The organism is Exiguobacterium sp. s181 (assembly GCF_018617125.1).
GTDB lineage: Bacteria > Bacillota > Bacilli > Exiguobacteriales > Exiguobacteriaceae > Exiguobacterium > Exiguobacterium profundum.
Map to the genome: position 1 here is coordinate 690,011 of NZ_JACSJM010000001.1, position 17,245 is coordinate 707,255.

Genomic DNA, 17,245 nt, shown 5'->3' on the forward strand with positions numbered 1-17,245 from the left:
ATGTATGATGCAAGACTCACTCTCCACGCGTGAGATGTGGCAAAAGGACATCTCGGCCGGGATCACGGTCGGTGTCGTCGCCATCCCGCTCGCCATGGCATTCGCCATCGCCTCAGGCGTCCCGCCGGTGTATGGGCTCTACACGTCCATCTTCGCAGGAATCCTCGTCAGCCTGTTCGGAGGTTCGACGTTCCAGATTGCCGGACCGACGGGAGCGTTCATCCCGATCGTCTCGGGTGTCGTCCTCGCATACGGATATAAGGGATTGCTCGTCACGACCGTTCTCGCCGGAATGTTGCTGCTCCTCATGAGCGTGCTCCGGGTCGGACGGCTCATCCGGTTTATGCCCCGGGCCGTCACGATCGGTTTCACGGCCGGGATTGCCGTCGTCATCTTCGTCGACCAGCTCGATGAGTTGTTAGGGGTCACGTTTGAGAAGGCGCCACATTTTCACGAGAACTTGCTTCGCCTCGGTCAGGCGTTGCCCGAAGCGAGTCCTTGGCCGATCGTCATTGCCGGAATCGGCTTTTTGACGCTTTGGCTCGTCCCGAAGCTGCCGTTCCGTTTACCGCTTTTACTCATGGCGATGCTCGTCCCGACGTTCGTCAGTGTCCTCATCCCGGGTGAGGTCGCGACCATCGGAAGTGCCTACGGCGGCATCCCGAGCGGACTGCCGGAATTCAACTGGCTTGCGATCGACCTCGACCTGATCACAACACTCCTCCCGTCCGCGTTCGCCATCGCCTTCCTTGGCGCACTCGAGTCACTTCTTTCGGGAACGGTCGCCGACGGGATGGGGGGGACGAAGATGAAACCGGACAAGGAACTGTTCGGGCAAGGGCTCGCGAACGTGATCACACCGTTCTTCGGTGGGATCCCGTCGACAGGTGCCATCGCCCGGACGGCGACGAACATTCAGGCGGGAGCGGTCAGTCGACGTGCCGGGGTCATCCATGGGATCACGGTGCTCGTTGCGGTTCTCGTCCTCGCGCCGTTCGCGAGTTACGTACCACTCGCTGCACTCGCTCCGATCTTGATGCGGGTCGCCTGGAACATGTCCGAACGCCATCACGTGATGACGATGTTGCGTCATCGTTCATCCGAATCGCTCGTCCTTCTCGTCACGTTACTATTGACGGTATTCGTCGACTTGGTCGTCGCCGTCGAGGTCGGCGTCATCTGTGCGCTCGCGCTCTTCGCGAAACGAATGGCCGATACGATCGATGTGCGCGAACGGACAGAACGGTACGTCACGCGAGACGGCCAAATCGTCTTCAGTGTCGAAGGCCCGCTCTTCTTCGGTGCGGTCGAGTTGTTCGAGCACGTCCTCCATCACATCCATCGGGAACCGAACGTGTTCATCTTCAACTTTCATCGTTGCCCCGTCATCGACGTGACCGCGGTCGAAGAGTTGCGGCGTGTCATCACCGAACTGAAAGCGGCCGACCGGCACGTCATCTTCGCGCACCTGTCGCCATCGGTCCGCGCGACGCTTGCTCACTATGGGCTACTCGACGGGATCGAGACGTTCGAGACGACCCAAGAAGCGATCGAGGCGTCTTAACGAACGGACAAGATGTCGCCGAACGGGACGCGGCGCACCTCGCCATCGAACAGCTCGACCTCGCGCTCGGCATAATAGATGGCGTGGACGTAGCCGCGCATGCTTGTCGTCAAGCCGTCTACGAACAAGGTCACCTCGACTTGGTCGCCTTCACGGATGGCCCGTTCGAGCTCGGTCTGCCAAAGATAGAGGAGCTGTTCGTCCAAGTCGGGCAGTTCAATCTTTTGGATTTGGGCATAATAACGTTTCAGTAGGGCGACGTGCTCGGGCATGAGAAATGGGATCCATTTCAACTCACCCCGGTCACGATAGCGGGTCTTGCTCATGAGGAATCGCCTCCTTGTTTATGTCCGCCGATTAGACGTTGGCGCGTCCGGAGCGGACTGTCTTTTAGTAGGCTCGACGCCGGTCGGATCGTGCCGCGACCGAACCGGACGTTCAGGCCGTCAATCAAATCGAGGAAGTCGAGCCGTTTCGCCTTCGCCCATTCGTCTTCGAAGAACGATAACTGGACGTGATCGCTCCGTGGCTCGAGCTTGTCGAGAGCGACCGAGACGTAACGGACGGCCTCCGTCTCTTCCCAGCCGTCTAAAAATAGCTGCAATAAGATCGGGAGAAACTCTTGCTCATCCGCTGTGAAGCGGGGGAGCTTCTTTTGTTTACTGAAGCCAGCCCGGTCGCTCGTCCGCGTATAGCGCACCCCGAGATGGATCGTCCCTCCGACGAGTCCCGCTTGCCTGGTTCGCATGCCGACTTCGACCGCGATCGCTTGTAAGACGAGCCGGATTGCGGAATACGTCGTGTAATCTTTCATGAGAGTGATACCGTGTCCGATCGACTTCGGTCGCGTCCGTTTCGCACCGAACAAAGAGCTCGCCGGCAGGATGGTCGGCGACTCGTCGATGCCCCAAGCATGATGCCAAAGTTCTGCACCGATGACACCGAACTTTTCATGAAGGGATTCGAGCGGATAACGGGCCAAATCCCCGATCGTCCAGATGCCGAGCCGCTGCAGGTGGACCGCCATTTTCGTGCCGACACCCCACATCTTCTCGATCGGCGCCGGATGGATGAGCCGTTCGACGTCTTGGAGAAGACACGTGGCGACCCCTTTCTTTTTCGCATGCAAATCGAGGACGAGCTTGGCGAGGACGTTGTTCGGTCCGATGCCGATGGTGACGGGAATGCCCGTATAGCGAAAAATCGTCGCACGCATGAGGTGGGCGACGTGCTCGTCACTTCCGAACAGTCGCTCCGTCCCCGTCATGTCGACGAGCGTCTCATCGATCGAATAGACGCGAATCGCCTCGGGCGGGGCGAACTGATGGAGGATGTGGATGATTTGGATGGAGACGTTCAAATAGTGACTCATCCGCGCCTCGGCATACAAAACGTCCCGTCGTTCGTGCCACGGGAGGCGGTCGATGTGGAAGCGGCGTGACCCGGTCTTGATGCCGAGCTGCTTCATCTTCGGGGTCGCAGCGAGGACGAGTGCCCCGCTGTCCTGCAGGTTCGAGAGGACGACGAGCTTCGTCTGATAAGGATTTTTGTTGCGCGCGGCACACTCGCAACTGGCATAGAACGAGACGCTGTCGATACAAAAGATTCGTCTGCGCATCGTCACCACTCCTTTTTTACGAACAAATGTTCTGTTTTTTTCATCGTAACACGGTCTCACGTCATCTCAAATAGTGAATTGAAAATATTTTTACAAATACTTTTTGAAAATTAACCAAAATTTATAGGTTTTCACGTGTCTAAAAACCAACTTTTAGGAAGTTTTCGTAAAAAAGTCTTCGAATTGGTTCGATTTTCGTTATAATAGACGAGTATGTAAGTGATGAATTGATAGAAAGATGGAGGCTATTAGTGTGATCCAATTTGTAAAACAGTTAACGAATGATCAAAGCCGGCGTTTGAAAGCGTACGAACGACGGGTCGCGCGTATTAATGAATTAGAGACAACGATGAAAGCCCTCTCGGATGACGAGATGCGTACATATACGGAGACGCTCAAAGCACGTCTCTTGGATGGAAAGAAAGTGGATGACATCGCGGAAGAAGGGTTCGCTCTCGTCCGCGAAGCGTCAGTCCGTGTGCTCGGCATGCGTCACTATGACGTCCAGCTCATCGGTGGGTTCGCCCTCCTCGAAGGGAACATCTCGGAGATGCCGACGGGGGAAGGGAAGACGCTCGTCGCCGCTTTGCCGAGTTACGTCAAGGCGCTCGAAGGAAAAGGCGTCCACGTCATCACGGTGAACGATTATTTGGCGAGACGTGATGCGGAGCAAATTGGGAAGATTCACGACTTCCTTGGGTTGACGGTCGGCTTGAACGTCCCGGACATCGAAGCGGACGAGAAGCGTTCTGCATATCAGGCGGATATCACGTATGGGGTCGGGACAGAGTTCGGATTCGACTACTTGCGTGACAACCTTGTCCATAAGCCGGAAGAACGGGTCCAACGTCCGTTCCATTTCGCCATCGTCGATGAAGTCGACAGCATCTTAATCGATGAGGCGAAGACGCCGCTCATCATCGCGCAGAAGGACCGGTCACATATCCGCTTGAAACAGTTGGCGCAACAGATCATTTCTGAGTTCGAGGAGACCGACTACGAGGTCGACCTCGAGTCGAAATCTGCGACGTTCACGGAAGAAGGAATCGTCAAGATTGAAGAGCTGTTCGCCATCGACAACCTGTTCAGCGCCTCACACCAGGTGCTCTATCACTATCTCGTCCAGGCACTCCGTGCGAACGTCTTGTTCGAACTTGACGTCGACTATATCGTGCGTGAAGACAAGATCGAACTCATCGACTTGTTCACGGGACGCATCATGGAAGGTCGGAGCTTGTCAGAAGGGTTGCATCAGGCGCTCGAGGCGAAAGAAGGCGTCACCATCACCGAAGAGAACAAGACGACGGCGGAGATTACGATTCAGCACTATTTCCGCATGTATCCGCTCGTTGGGGGGATGACGGGGACGGCCCAGACGTCGCGCCAAGAGTTCTTGAAGACGTACAACATGGACGTCGTCCAAGTGCCGACGAACCGCGAACGTCAACGTGTCGACCATCCGGACCGCATCTTCATGACGATCGAACAAAAGTATGCTGCGGTCACTGAGAAAGTGGCAGAACTACATGCGACGGGACGTCCGGTCTTGATCGGGACGACCTCGATCGCACAATCGGAAGCCATCAGCAAGCACTTGAAGAAGAAGCGGATCGAGCATGACGTGTTGAACGCGAAGACGGTCGCTCAGGAAGCGGATATCATCGCGGACGCCGGTCAATTCGGCAAAGTGACGATCGCAACGAACATGGCCGGACGAGGGACGGACATCACGCTCGACGCAAAAGCGAAGGAAGCGGGCGGTCTCTTCGTCATCGGGACGGAGCGGCACGAGTCAAAACGTGTCGACAACCAGCTCCGCGGTCGTTCGGGACGTCAAGGCGACCCGGGTGCGACCGAGTTCTTCGTCTCGCTCGAAGATGAGATCGTGAAACGTTATGCGGCTCAGAAGTTAGAGCGTGTGGAGAAGAAGTTGAAGCCGAGAGCGACAGGTGAAGTCTCGTCGAAAGATGCGATCGAGATCATCGAATATGCGCAGACGACGATCGAAGGACTCGGCGTCTCGATTCGAGACTACTTGTTCAAACTCGATGACGTCTTGAACGAGCAACGCAATATCATCTATACGATTCGTAACCAGGCCGTCAACGCCGATGCGGATGCCATCACGAAAAACGTCCTCGGCATGATGCGTCTCGCCCTTGAGAACAGCATCGACATGCATGTGTCAGATGAACTCGTGCCTGAGGAATGGCCGATCGATGAGTTGAAAGAAGACTTGCGCTACTTGACGATGCAGGAGCCGACATGGGCGAATGACATCGCCGATACGCGTGAACTGAAGGATGCTTTAAACGACTGGATGGAGGCGATCATCGCTACGACGGCGTCGCGCCTCGAACAGGACGACATCGTCCTCTTCGCCAAAGAGTCGCTTCTCCGCGCCATCGACATGAAGTGGACGGATCATTTGACGACGATGAGCGGATTGAAAGAAGGGATCGGGCTTCGCAGTTACGGTCAGGAAGACCCGAGCCGTCAGTTCGGAAAAGAAGGACTGGAAATCTTCGAACAAACGTATATCAATATCGCCCGGGATGTCACGACGGAACTATGCCAGCTCGACCGTTATTTCGCTGAGATGGCAGAGGAGGAAGTATAATGTTAGGATTTCGTAAACGTAAACAGATTGAGACAGGAAATAAAGAGGAAGGACGCCAATTGACGCTCGTCATCGACGACGCGATGGGGATCCCGAAAGAGGACGAGTACGTCTTCCGTTATCATGCGAAACGACTTCCACCACTTCTCGATAATCAGCTCTCGATTGAGTTGTTGAATGTCGAGTCGATCGGACATGACTTGTCGATCGTGGCGTTGTTCCGCAACACGCTTCCGAGCTCGTTCGAGATCAACGAATTGCCGGTCCTGTTGTTGGACGCGAATAACGTCCCAATCGCCCGGAAGGTCCTCGGACGTTCTGAATTGCCGAGCTTTGAGGCGTGGACGAGCAAACCGGTCTATTTGGACTTCTTCTTGGATGAGATGTTCGGGGAAGTGGAGTCGTACGACTCGCTCCGACTCGTCTTCCAAATGAACCCGATCGATCCGCTTCAGCCCGTGTCACCGAGAGAAGAGACGAAGTTCTCGAAGGTTGCATGGCAACAGCTCATGCGGACGAACATCTCGACGCCGCCAGTCGGGGAGAACGAGTTCAACTTGATGCTCGTATCGGTGGAGAAGGAAGAGACGGACGTCACGGCGACGATTCTCCTTCGCAACGGCTACGACCGCCATTTGAACGTCGAGAAGCTCCCGCTTGAACTCGTGAGTGGGGAGGATGTGGTCGGCTTTACGATGATTCGTCTTGAAGAGCCGGTTCACGGGAAACATGCGTACCCGGTATCGGTCACATTTGAAGAAATTGAAGGCGATGGACCGTTCACTGTTCGCATCAAACAATAATAGGAGGATAGACCTAATTTTTGTAAAGGAAATTAGGTCTATTTTTATGCAAAAATTTAATAGGAGGGAAAGACAGCTGGTGTTATATTGAATATGGTTAGACAATGATCAACCAGAAAAAGGGGACAATCACATGAAAACCGCATTGAAATGGTCGATCGCGACCGCGCTCGTGTTACCAACCGTTTTGCCACTACAGGCACCGAACGTCTTGGCAGAAGTGGACGAGGATATCGTCAAGCTCCGTTTCTTAGAGACGACAGACTTACATACGAACATCACGAACTACGACTACTTCCAAGACAAGATCGACAACACAATCGGGTTGACGAAAGTCGCGACACTCATCAAGGAACATCGTGGAGCCGCTGGGGAAACGAACACATTCTTGTTCGATAACGGGGACACGATTCAAGGGACACCGTTTGGCGATTACGTCCGTGAGAGCCAAGTCGATAAAAATGAAGCGTTCGAACATCCGATGTACAAGGCGATGGCGGCACTCAACTACGATGCCGTCACACTCGGGAACCATGAATTCAACTTCGGTCTCGCATTCTTATACAACGCGATGGAAGGGTCGAAAGGGAAACTGCGTTTTGTCAACTCGAACGTCAAAGATTTAGAAGGCAACCCAATCGTCTCGAAGTTCAACGTGGATGGACAAGAGGTCCAAATCATCGAACGAACGGTCACAGACTTGGATGGGGAAACGCATACGATCAAAGTCGGCGTATTCGGAGTCGTCCCTCCGAAAATCATGTCATGGGATTCGGGGAACCTTCAAGGCCGTGTGACGGCAGAGGATATCATCCCGTCCGCACGTGAAGCGGTTCAAAAATTGAAAGACCAGGGAGCGGACGTCGTCGTCGCCCTCGCGCACTCAGGCATCGGTGACAGTGCGGCGCTCGCGGACGAGCAACTCGACAGCGAAGAGAACGTCGGATACGCGCTCACGAAGATTGACGGACTCGACATGGTCATGACGGGGCACCAACACGGTCGCTTCCCGGATGCGAAAGGCATGTTCGCTTCATTCCCGAACGTCGACATGACAAAAGGGACGATCAATGGCAAACCGGTCGTCATGGCGAACAACCAAGGGAAGGATCTCGGCGTTATCGACTTCGAACTTGAACTCGTAGAAGGGAAATGGCAAATCGTCGATGCGTCAGCAGCACTCGACACGGTGAAGGAAGATACGGCGGTCGACCCGACGATTCAAGCGTTGATCGAAGACGACCACTTGGCGACGATCGACTACATCAACCAACCGGTCGGTGAGATTCAAGATGACATCCAGAGCTACTTCGCACTCGTCCGTGATGATGCATCGGTTCAGTTCGTGACGAACGCACAGAAGTGGTATGTCGAGAAAGAGCTTGAAACGAACCCGGAACTTTCTGCATATAAAGAGTTGCCACTCTTGTCAGCAGGCGCACCGTTCAAAGCGGGTGGACGTGAATTGACAGATGCAAGCTACTATACGAATATCCCGAAAGGGCAAATCGCTTTGAAAAACGTCGCGGACCTTTACGTGTATCCGAACACGCTCGAAGTCGTCAAAGTGACAGGAAAAGATGTCATGGATTGGCTCGAGATGTCAGCGGGTGCGTTTGACCAAATCGAAGAAGATGGCGAAAACTTGCTCAATCTTCAATTCCGTAGCTACAACTTCGATATTCTCGACGGTTTGACGTATGAGATCGATGTCACAGGTCCTGCGAAGTTCGATGTCGGCGGAAAGCTCGTCAACGAAAACGCGAATCGAGTGAAGAACGTCGCGTACAATGGACAACCGATCAAGATGGACCAAGAGTTCTTAGTCGCGACGAACAACTATCGCGCAGGTTCTTCAACGTTCCCAGGTCTTGGTGGCGGGAAGAACATCGTCTATCGCTCAGCGTATGAGACACGTAACGTCATCTCGGACTACATTGTCGAAAGTAAAGACAAGTTGGACTACAAAGCCGACAACAACTGGAAGATTGTCGCAGACGCGAAGCGTTCGGTGACATTTGAGACAGCGGACGCAGGGAAGCAGTACTTGAACCTTTACGAAGGAATCGAAGCGACGGACGAGACCCGTCAAGATGCGGCAGGTCGTCTCTTCCGCACTTATACGACGGAGCTCGAGGCAGCACCAGTTGATTTGACGCTTTCGGTCGATGTCATCAAACCAGGTGCGAAAGTCGTGACCGGGAAGACGGCGCCAAATGCGAACGTGACATTGAAAGATGGCCAAACGGTTCTCGCCACGACGACAGCCGATGCAGAAGGCATGTACCGTTTGACGGTCAAACCGCTCAAACTCCGTCAGTCATTGACGATTGAAAGCGAATTGAACGGGAAGACGATGACGGAAACGAAAGTCGTCGGAGACGGATTTGTCGGAACGCCAGCCATCTCGAAACGTTTGACGTATGCCAACACGCCAGTACTGAAGGGAACGTCTTCGCCAGGTGCGAAAATGGTGTTGAAGCGGGACGGAAAACGAATCGCCTATGCGACGGCAGATGCATCTGGTAAATTCGAATTCACGAAGCGTGCTGGTTTCGTTGCGGCAAGCTATGAAATCGAAGCGAAAGATGTTTCTGGTAAAGTGGTTGAATCCGAGTCATTTGTGATTGAGAAACCTAAGATGGTGACGCCGAAGAACACGAAAGGCGTGAAAGTAGGTACGCGTGCCTTGATCGGGAAAACGACACCAGGCGCGACGGTCGTCTTGAAAGACGCCAAAGGCAAGCAAGTCGCGAAAGTGAAGGCGAGCTGGGCTGGTACGTATACGTTCACATTCAAAAAAGGCCTTGCGAAAGGGACGTACAAAGTCATCGCGAGTGACTACGATGGTTCTGGCGCAAAACAATCAACTTTCAACTTGAAATAAGTACAGAACGACGTCCGAATCGGGCGTCGTTTTTTGTCGAATAAAAGTGTCTAAAATGTGAATGAAAGCCCTTACATTATCATCTAGTCTTATGTATAATCAAACATGTAATCGGTTACATGACACGTGTAAACCGAAGAGCTGATGGGATTCGGCTACATATGTACGGAAAAGGGGACTGACAGATGATTACATTCTTCGTCGCACTCGCACTACTTTTGGTCGGGTATTTAGTATATGGTCGTTACGTCGAGAAGACGTTCGGCATCAAGGAAGAGCGGACGACGCCCGCCTATGCGTCTCAGGACGGCATCGACTACGTGCCGATGGGCAAAAAACGGAACTCGATGATTCAATTGCTCAACATCGCCGGTGTCGGACCAATCTTTGGACCAATCATGGGGGCGCTCTACGGACCGGTCGCCTTCCTTTGGATCGTCTTCGGATCGATCTTTGCCGGTGCGGTTCATGACTATTTGACAGGAATGATTTCCCTTCGAAACAACGGGGCACACTTGCCACAACTGGCGGAAAAGTTTCTCGGGCGTTCGCTTCGCCATATCGTCAACGGGTTTGCACTCTTACTCTTACTTCTTGTCGGGACGGTGTTCGTCACGTCACCGAGTAACATGATCAACAACTTGTTCGATGGGAACGCATCGACGCTCACCATCGTCATCTTCGCCGTATTCGCTTACTACATCTTGGCGACGCTTCTCCCGGTCGATAAGATCATCGGGCGTATCTACCCGTTCTTCGGGGCATTACTCGTCATCAGTGCCATCGGGATAGCGGTCAGCTTGTTCGCGCAAGGATACAAGATTCCAGAGATGACATTGACGAACATGCATCCGGACGGCTTACCGATCTGGCCGCTCCTCTTCTTCACGATCTCGTGTGGGGCGCTCTCTGGTTTCCATGCGACACAGTCACCGATCATTTCGCGGACGACGATGAAAGAAAGCAACGGTCGTGAAATCTTCTACGGCATGATGATCGCCGAAGCGGTCATCGCGATGATTTGGGCTGGAGCGGCGATGGCCATCTTTGAGCCGGGTGAATTACTTGGACTCATCAGTGCGGGCACTCCGGCACTCGTCGTGCAAGAAGTGGCGACACTCATGCTCGGCAGCATCGGCGGCACGCTCGCGATTCTCGGAGTCATCGTCTTACCGATCACGTCAGGCGATACGGCATTCCGTAGCGCCCGAATGATTATCGCGGACTACATGTCGATCGCACAGAAGAAGTTCTCGTCACGTCTTTGGATCGCACTTCCACTTTTCGCGATCTCATACGTGCTCACGAACATGGACTTCCAAATGCTTTGGCAATACTTCAACTGGGCGAACCAGACGACGGCGGTCATCGCACTGTTCGTCGGGGCGATGTACCTTTACATTAAAGGGCGCAATCACTATATCGCGCTCCTTCCGGGGACGTTCATGTTGTATGCGGTTTGGTTCTACATCTTGACGGCGCCAATCGGCTTCAAGCTGGACGGAGTCCTTCCGTACGTCATCTCGACACTCGGCACGTTGACGCTTCTCGTCTTGTTCCACAAACGGGCACGCGCGATGCGAGCAGCACAAATGGAATGTGACGTTCCGGTGAAAGAAGTCGCATAATCTCGACACGGGCTAATCGGTAGCCCGTGTTTTTGATTGCGTTCAAATCGGGAAATGTCCATACTAGAAGGAACAGTTATGGAAGGTGGGAGCACATGAAACAAGAGCAACTCAAAGAGATGCTCCATGCCGACACGCTCGGGGAAGAGATTGCGAGCGCGGTCACGCACGGCCTGGGAGTCATCTTCAGCATCGTCGCCCTCGTCCTGCTCGTCATGAGCGCGACAGAGAGTGGGAGCACATGGAACGTCACCGCGGTCAGTGTGTTCGGGGCATCGATGATTTTACTCTATCTCTTCTCGACGCTCATGCACGCCATTCCGCATCCACGGGCGAAGCGGGTGTTGCAAGTGTTCGACCATGCGGGGATTTACTTACTCATCGCCGGAAGTTATACGCCGTTCGCCCTCGTGACCCTTCACGGGACGCTCGGCTGGACGTTATTCGGGATCGTGTGGGGTGTGGCAATTCTCGGGATCGTGTGGAAACTATTTTCGACCGGAAAGTACATGTGGGTGTCCAATGTGACATACCTCGCACTTGGCTGGATCTGCATCATCGCCATCCGTCCGTTGTATGAATCACTCGGTCATCAAGGGTTCATGCTTCTTCTCGCAGGAGGGATCGCCTATTCGGTCGGTATCGTGTTTTACGTGTGGCAAAAACTGCCGTTCAACCATGCCATTTGGCACTTGTTCGTCCTAGCGGGAAGCGTGTTCATCTTCCTCAGTATTTTACTCTATGTCGCACCTTCGACAAGCCTATAAGACAGCCGTCCTACGGGACGTCTGTCTTTTTTGAAAAGTTGGGAAGAAAGTGCTGCAAACGGTTACAAAAATACAGACGAAATGACGTTTGTGTGTCATAATAATTGCAGACATCATCATAGAGATAGATGGGTGTAAAAGTAAGGGGGAAAATCAGATGGAAAAAGTGTTGCGCGATGGATTTATCTACATGTCACAAAACAAAACACTCAACAGTTTGGCAAAAAAATATGGCCTACGATTTGGTGCATCACGCTTTGTAGCAGGGGAAGACTTTAAGGCTTCTGTCCCGACGATTCGCGAATTGAACGCGAAAGGGTTGTCGGTCACGGTCGATCATCTCGGGGAATTTATTAAGACGGTCGAAGAGGCGAATACGAATCGCGACGAGATCATGCGTGCGATTGAAATTATGGCAGAAGAGCAATTAGACGCCTATATGTCACTCAAGCTGACGTCACTCGGATTCGATATCTCGGACGAGTTGATTGAAGACAACATGCGTCAAATTTTGACGGTCGCACAACGAGTCGGGGTCTTTGTGGCCATCGATATGGAAGATGAGCAGCGTTGTGAAAAGACGCTCGAATTGTTCAAAAAGCTGAAAGCTGAATTCGACGGTCTCGGAACGGTCATCCAGTCGTACTTGTACCGCTCGGAAGATGACATCAATCATCTTGCGCCGCTCAAGCCGAACCTCCGCATTGTCAAAGGGGCATATAAAGAGCCGGCGACGGTCGCGTTCCCTGAAAAAGAGGACGTGGACCATAACTACGTGAAGCTCGTCAAACTCCATCTTGCGAACGGGAACTACGCATCCATCGCGACACACGATGACCATATGATTGACGCCATCATCGAGCACGTCAAAGAGAACAACATTCCGCTCGACCAGTTCGAGTTCCAGATGTTATACGGCATCCGCGTCGAGCGTCAACTCGAGCTCGTGCGCCAAGGATACAAAGTCCGTGTCTACGTTCCATACGGTCGTGACTGGTACGGCTATTTCATGCGCCGTCTCGCGGAACGTCCGGCAAACGTGGCGTTCGTGTTAAAGGGAATGGTGAAGAAATAAAATGGGCACGAACGTCCGTCGAGGATGTTCGTGCTTTTTGATGTATGGAAAACGTCGATGTGTTCGATCTTCTAAATTGAGGAGGTGCTACGATTTGTTGTTCTCGTCCTCACTTACCCAAAAATCTGGACCGATTTGATTGGACAGCCAAAAGAAAAGTTCCTGATGTTCTTCTGGATGCACATCACGTAGAGCACCTGGATTGAATATATACTGTTTATTTTGAATGAAATCTTCTCGGATGAAATCAGTCATATGGTACGGACCATATCCGTAGGAAGTATTTACGTCAGGCGGAGGATTTTCTTCCATTCGAATAGACATATGTGTTTGCGCTAAAAATGTAAACATTCGCGCAAGGGCGAGATAGCCTTCAGCGTTGCCGACGAAGTTGACGCCTGATTCATTCAAATTGATTTCCATCTTGGCATCATGGTCAAAATGCGGGTCGAACTCTAAAATATCTTCGTCGTACTCTTCGTCATACGCATCATCATTGTATGGGTTTGTCATTGACTAGCCTCCATATTTACCTATTTATGATTAGTATACTTGATGTACGACGTAGGTGGTCATGTTGTTTTTCAGTGGTCCGTCGGCGCCATGACTCATGCAGGAAAGCAATCCGACGAAGACCCCGCAGTGCCGGGAACGGCGCGAGGAGGCTTCGGGATTGCCTGCTGAAAGCATGGGCGCCGAAAGGACGTACTGCACAAAAGAAGACTCAGCTACGAACTGAGTCTTCAAACCATTATCCATTAATCACGGTACCACCGTTGACGTGAATGACTTGACCACTGACGTACGTCGAATCATCGCTTGCGAGATAGACATAGGCCGGTGCGAGTTCGGCCGGTTGCCCCGGTCGTTTCATCTCTGCTGAATCGCCGAACGATTTCACTTTCTCCGCGTCAAACGTTGACGGGATGAGCGGTGTCCAAATCGGTCCCGGGGCGACCCCGTTGACGCGAATCTTCTTGTCCGCCAAGTTTTTGGCGAGCGAGCGGGTGAATGCCGTGATGGCACCTTTCGTCGACGCATAGTCAATCAATTGGTCGTTTCCTTCATAGGCTGTGATCGAGGTCGTATTGATGATGCTCGCTCCTTCTTTTAAGTAGGGGAGCGCTGCTTTCGTTAAGTAGAACATGCTGAAGATATTCGTGCGGAACGTCTTCTCGAGTTGTTCATCTGATATATCGAGGAGCGACTCCTGTGGATGCTGCTCGGCGGCGTTGTTGACGAGGATGTCGATCCGGCCGAACGTCTCGAGCGTCTCTTCGACGACTCGTTGACAGAAAGAAGATTCTCCGAGATCGCCTTGAAGCAAGAGACAGGCTTGACCTAAGTCCTCAATCCGTTCTTTTGTCGCTTCCGCGTCCTCGAGTTCGTTTTGGTCTTTATAGACGATGACGGAGTTCGCACCTTCGTGGGCGAAAAAGATGGCGACCGACTTTCCAATTCCGGAATCCCCACCGGTGATGATGGCGACCTTATCTTTTAACTTGTCACTACCTTTATAATCTTCCCGTTCATAGATCGGGAAAGGCTCCATCTTCGAATCGATTCCCGGTTGGTGTGCCTGTTCTTGGGCTTTCTTCTTAAACGACTCAAAGTCCTTTCGGCTACCGACAGTGTTTAAACGATTATCATGCATGTATACATTCCCCTTTCTGAATTTGACTCTTTTTGTCTATACCACACCCATTGAAAACTAATCGCTCATTCAAAAAATGGAATGAAATTGAAAAATGAACGCTTGCGAATGAATGTTCATTCATTTATGATAGAAGAGTAAACACGATGGTGATTGCGATTTTTTTTACGCGTGAAATGAATCACTATTCATTCTCATTTTAGGGGGGAACACTATGACGAGTCACATCGAACAATCAACCGACCTCCGTTTGACGAACTCAATTCGTTTTGCGGTCGTCATCGGTTCAGGAGTAATGGGGGCGGGGATTGCGGCTCACTTGGCGAACGCGGGGATTCGTTCGCTCATGCTCGACATCGTACCACGTGAATTGACATCTAAAGAGGAAGCGAAAGGGTTGACGCTCGAGTCACCAGAAGTACGCAATCGCATCGCCTCAGAAAACCGTCAAAAACTACTGAAACAAAATCCAGCACCACTCGCGACAGCCGATCATCTCAACTTCATCGAAGTCGGGAACTTAGAAGATGACTTAGAGCGTTTGAAAGAAGCGGATTGGGTCATCGAAGTCGTCGTCGAACGTCTCGATGTGAAGCAACAACTCTTCGAGAAGATTGCACCTTACATCCGTGAAGATGCGATTCTCAGCTCGAACACGTCAGGAATCTCCATCGAAGCGATGGCAAGTGCCCTTCCGGAAGGATTGAAATCACGCTTCCTCGGGACACACTTCTTCAACCCACCACGTTACTTGAAGTTGCTCGAACTCATCCCGACGGAGAAAACAGCCCGTCCGGTCATCGACTTCATGTCACGTTTCGCGGAAGACCGTCTCGGCAAAGGTGTCGTCGAAGCAAAAGACACACCGAACTTCATCGGGAACCGCATCGGGACATATGGTCTTCTCGTCACGTTTGAAGAGATGCTCAAACAAAACGCTTCAATCGGAGAGATGGACTCAATCACAGGTCCACTCATCGGTCGTCCGAAATCGGCGACATTCCGCACACTCGACGTCGTCGGAATCGACACGTTCGTCCACGTGGCGGGTAACGTCTACGAGACGCTCGAAGCTGGGGAAGAGAAGGACGCGTTCGACGTCCCTTCAGAAATGAAGCAACTCGTCGAAAAAGGCTGGATCGGACAAAAGGCCGGTCAAGGCTTCTATAAGAAAGAAGGCAAGGTCATCCAGGAGTTGAACCTTCAGACGTTCGAATACGAACAATTGAAAGCGATTACAGGTCCTGAGCTCGATCAAATCAAGTCACTTCCAGGCTCAAAAGCGAAATTGAAAGGTGCCATCTTGAACAAAGGTCGCGTTGGACAATTGCTCTGGCCAATCACGGCGAAGACGCTCGCTTACTCGGCACGTCTCACTGGTAAAATCGCCGATACGATCGTTGCGATTGACGATGCGATGAAGTGGGGCTTCGGTTGGAAGTTTGGACCGTTCGAGATGTGGGATGCGATCGGTGTTGAGAAATCAGTCGAGCGTATGAAAGCGGAAGGCTATGACGTCCCGGCATGGATCGATGAGATGCTTGCTGCAGGCAACACGTCATTCTATAAGGGAGACCAGTATTACGATAAAGCGTCGAAGACGTATGTCGAGAAGACCGTCAACCCGAAAGAATTGAAACTCAAACCGCTCGCAAAATCAAACGGTATCATCCTAGAGAACGGTGGGGCACGCCTCGTCGATATCGGCGATGACGTCGTCGCACTCGAATTCACATCACCAAACAACGCGATCGGTGTCGATATCATGCAGATGATCGAACAGTCGATCGACCGCGTCGAGCAAGACTTCAAAGGAATGGTCCTCGCCAACGATGGCAAGAACTTCTGTGTCGGTGCGAACCTTGCGATGATGCTCATGGAAGCCGAAGACGAGAACTGGTTCGAACTCGATTGGATCATCAACAAGTTCCAACAAGTCGTTCAAAAGATTCGTTATTCAAGTCGTCCGGTCGTTGCCGCACCGTACGGTATGACGCTCGGTGGTGGAACGGAAATCAGCTTACCGGCAACCCGTATGCAAGCCGCACTTGAGACATACATGGGTCTTGTCGAAGTCGGTGTCGGCCTCATTCCTGGTGGGGGTGGAAACGTCAACACGTACCGTCGACTCCTTGAGCAGACACCAAAATCGATGCAAAACATCGAGAAGGCTACGCAACAGACGTTCGAGAACATTGCGATGGCGAAAGTATCGAAGTCGGCATTTGATGCGAAGACACTCGGTTACCACCGTGCGGTCGATGGCATCTCGATGAACCGTGACCACTTGACGTTCGATGCGAAACAGACGGTCCTTGAACTGGCTGACGGGTACACGGCACCGGTTCGTGAAAAGTTACCGGTCGTCGGTCAAACAGGGAAAGCGACGCTCGAACTCGCGGCGTACGAAATGTTCTACGGTGGTTATATTTCAGAGCACGATTTGAAAATTGCGAAGAAACTCGCACACGTCATCAGTGGTGGTGATTTGGCATACGGTACGCTCGTCGACGAACAGTACTTCCTCGACATCGAGCGTGAAGCCTTCTTGAGCCTCATCGGGGAGCCGAAGTCACAACAACGGATGCAACATATGCTCGTGAAAGGCAAACCACTACGCAACTGATAA

Annotated in this window: 12 protein-coding genes; 8 read left to right on the top strand and 4 right to left on the bottom strand. The window is 52.3% G+C overall.

All coding sequences use genetic code 11. The annotated features are described in order from the left end of the window. The first annotated feature begins 7 nt into the window (after positions 1–7). The gene (locus KNO70_RS03630; protein ID WP_240499840.1) at positions 8–1,564 is read left to right on the top strand and encodes a SulP family inorganic anion transporter; all 1,557 of its coding nucleotides are present in this window, start codon (positions 8–10) and stop codon (positions 1,562–1,564) included. On the opposite strand, the gene KNO70_RS03635 is transcribed toward KNO70_RS03630, so the two are convergent. Both KNO70_RS03635 and KNO70_RS03640 read right to left on the bottom strand, forming a co-directional pair. Further along, entirely contained in the window at positions 1,561–1,890 is a 330-nt protein-coding gene (locus KNO70_RS03635; protein ID WP_078147286.1) for a YolD-like family protein, read from the bottom strand. The genes KNO70_RS03630 and KNO70_RS03635 overlap by 4 nt on opposite strands. Further along, positions 1,887–3,182, bottom strand: a complete 1,296-nt coding sequence (locus tag KNO70_RS03640) for a Y-family DNA polymerase (RefSeq protein ID WP_214683889.1) — start codon at positions 3,180–3,182, stop codon at positions 1,887–1,889. The genes KNO70_RS03635 and KNO70_RS03640 overlap by 4 nt, the downstream gene beginning before the upstream one ends. 253 nt (positions 3,183–3,435) lie before the next feature. Between KNO70_RS03640 and secA2 the strand changes: the two genes are divergently transcribed. From secA2 to KNO70_RS03670, 6 genes are all read left to right on the top strand, one after another. Beyond that, entirely contained in the window at positions 3,436–5,802 is a 2,367-nt protein-coding gene (secA2, locus tag KNO70_RS03645) for an accessory Sec system translocase SecA2 (RefSeq protein ID WP_214811237.1), read from the top strand. Continuing rightward, positions 5,802–6,605 (top strand): SLAP domain-containing protein, encoded by an 804-nt coding sequence (locus KNO70_RS03650; protein WP_214730433.1) that lies wholly within the window; start codon positions 5,802–5,804, stop codon positions 6,603–6,605. Before secA2 ends, KNO70_RS03650 begins: the two co-directional genes overlap by 1 nt. A gap of 133 nt (positions 6,606–6,738) precedes the next feature. Further along, positions 6,739–9,492, top strand: coding sequence for a bifunctional 2',3'-cyclic-nucleotide 2'-phosphodiesterase/3'-nucleotidase (locus tag KNO70_RS03655; RefSeq protein ID WP_214811239.1), 2,754 nt, complete (start codon positions 6,739–6,741; stop codon positions 9,490–9,492). Positions 9,493–9,677: 185 nt separating this feature from the next. Then, positions 9,678–11,120 (top strand): carbon starvation CstA family protein, encoded by a 1,443-nt coding sequence (locus KNO70_RS03660; protein WP_078147282.1) that lies wholly within the window; start codon positions 9,678–9,680, stop codon positions 11,118–11,120. A 95-nt stretch (positions 11,121–11,215) separates the two neighbouring features. Next, positions 11,216–11,887: a PAQR family membrane homeostasis protein TrhA gene (gene trhA / locus KNO70_RS03665; protein WP_012726872.1), complete on the top strand. Its 672-nt coding sequence runs from the start codon at positions 11,216–11,218 to the stop codon at positions 11,885–11,887. Positions 11,888–12,044: 157 nt separating this feature from the next. Further along, positions 12,045–12,962 (top strand): proline dehydrogenase family protein, encoded by a 918-nt coding sequence (locus KNO70_RS03670; protein ID WP_078147281.1) that lies wholly within the window; start codon positions 12,045–12,047, stop codon positions 12,960–12,962. Between the two features lie 87 nt (positions 12,963–13,049). Here KNO70_RS03670 and KNO70_RS03675 read toward each other — a convergent pair whose 3' ends face one another. Both KNO70_RS03675 and KNO70_RS03680 read right to left on the bottom strand, forming a co-directional pair. Beyond that, positions 13,050–13,475, bottom strand: a complete 426-nt coding sequence (locus KNO70_RS03675; protein ID WP_214811240.1) for a hypothetical protein — start codon at positions 13,473–13,475, stop codon at positions 13,050–13,052. 238 nt (positions 13,476–13,713) lie between these two features. After that, positions 13,714–14,616 carry an SDR family oxidoreductase gene (locus tag KNO70_RS03680; protein ID WP_214683892.1) on the bottom strand — a complete coding sequence of 301 codons (903 nt, stop codon included), beginning with the start codon at positions 14,614–14,616 and terminating at the stop codon, positions 13,714–13,716. Positions 14,617–14,830: 214 nt separating this feature from the next. Between KNO70_RS03680 and KNO70_RS03685 the strand changes: the two genes are divergently transcribed. Continuing rightward, positions 14,831–17,242 carry a 3-hydroxyacyl-CoA dehydrogenase/enoyl-CoA hydratase family protein gene (locus KNO70_RS03685; protein WP_214811242.1) on the top strand — a complete coding sequence of 804 codons (2,412 nt, stop codon included), beginning with the start codon at positions 14,831–14,833 and terminating at the stop codon, positions 17,240–17,242. Positions 17,243–17,245: the final 3 nt, after the last annotated feature.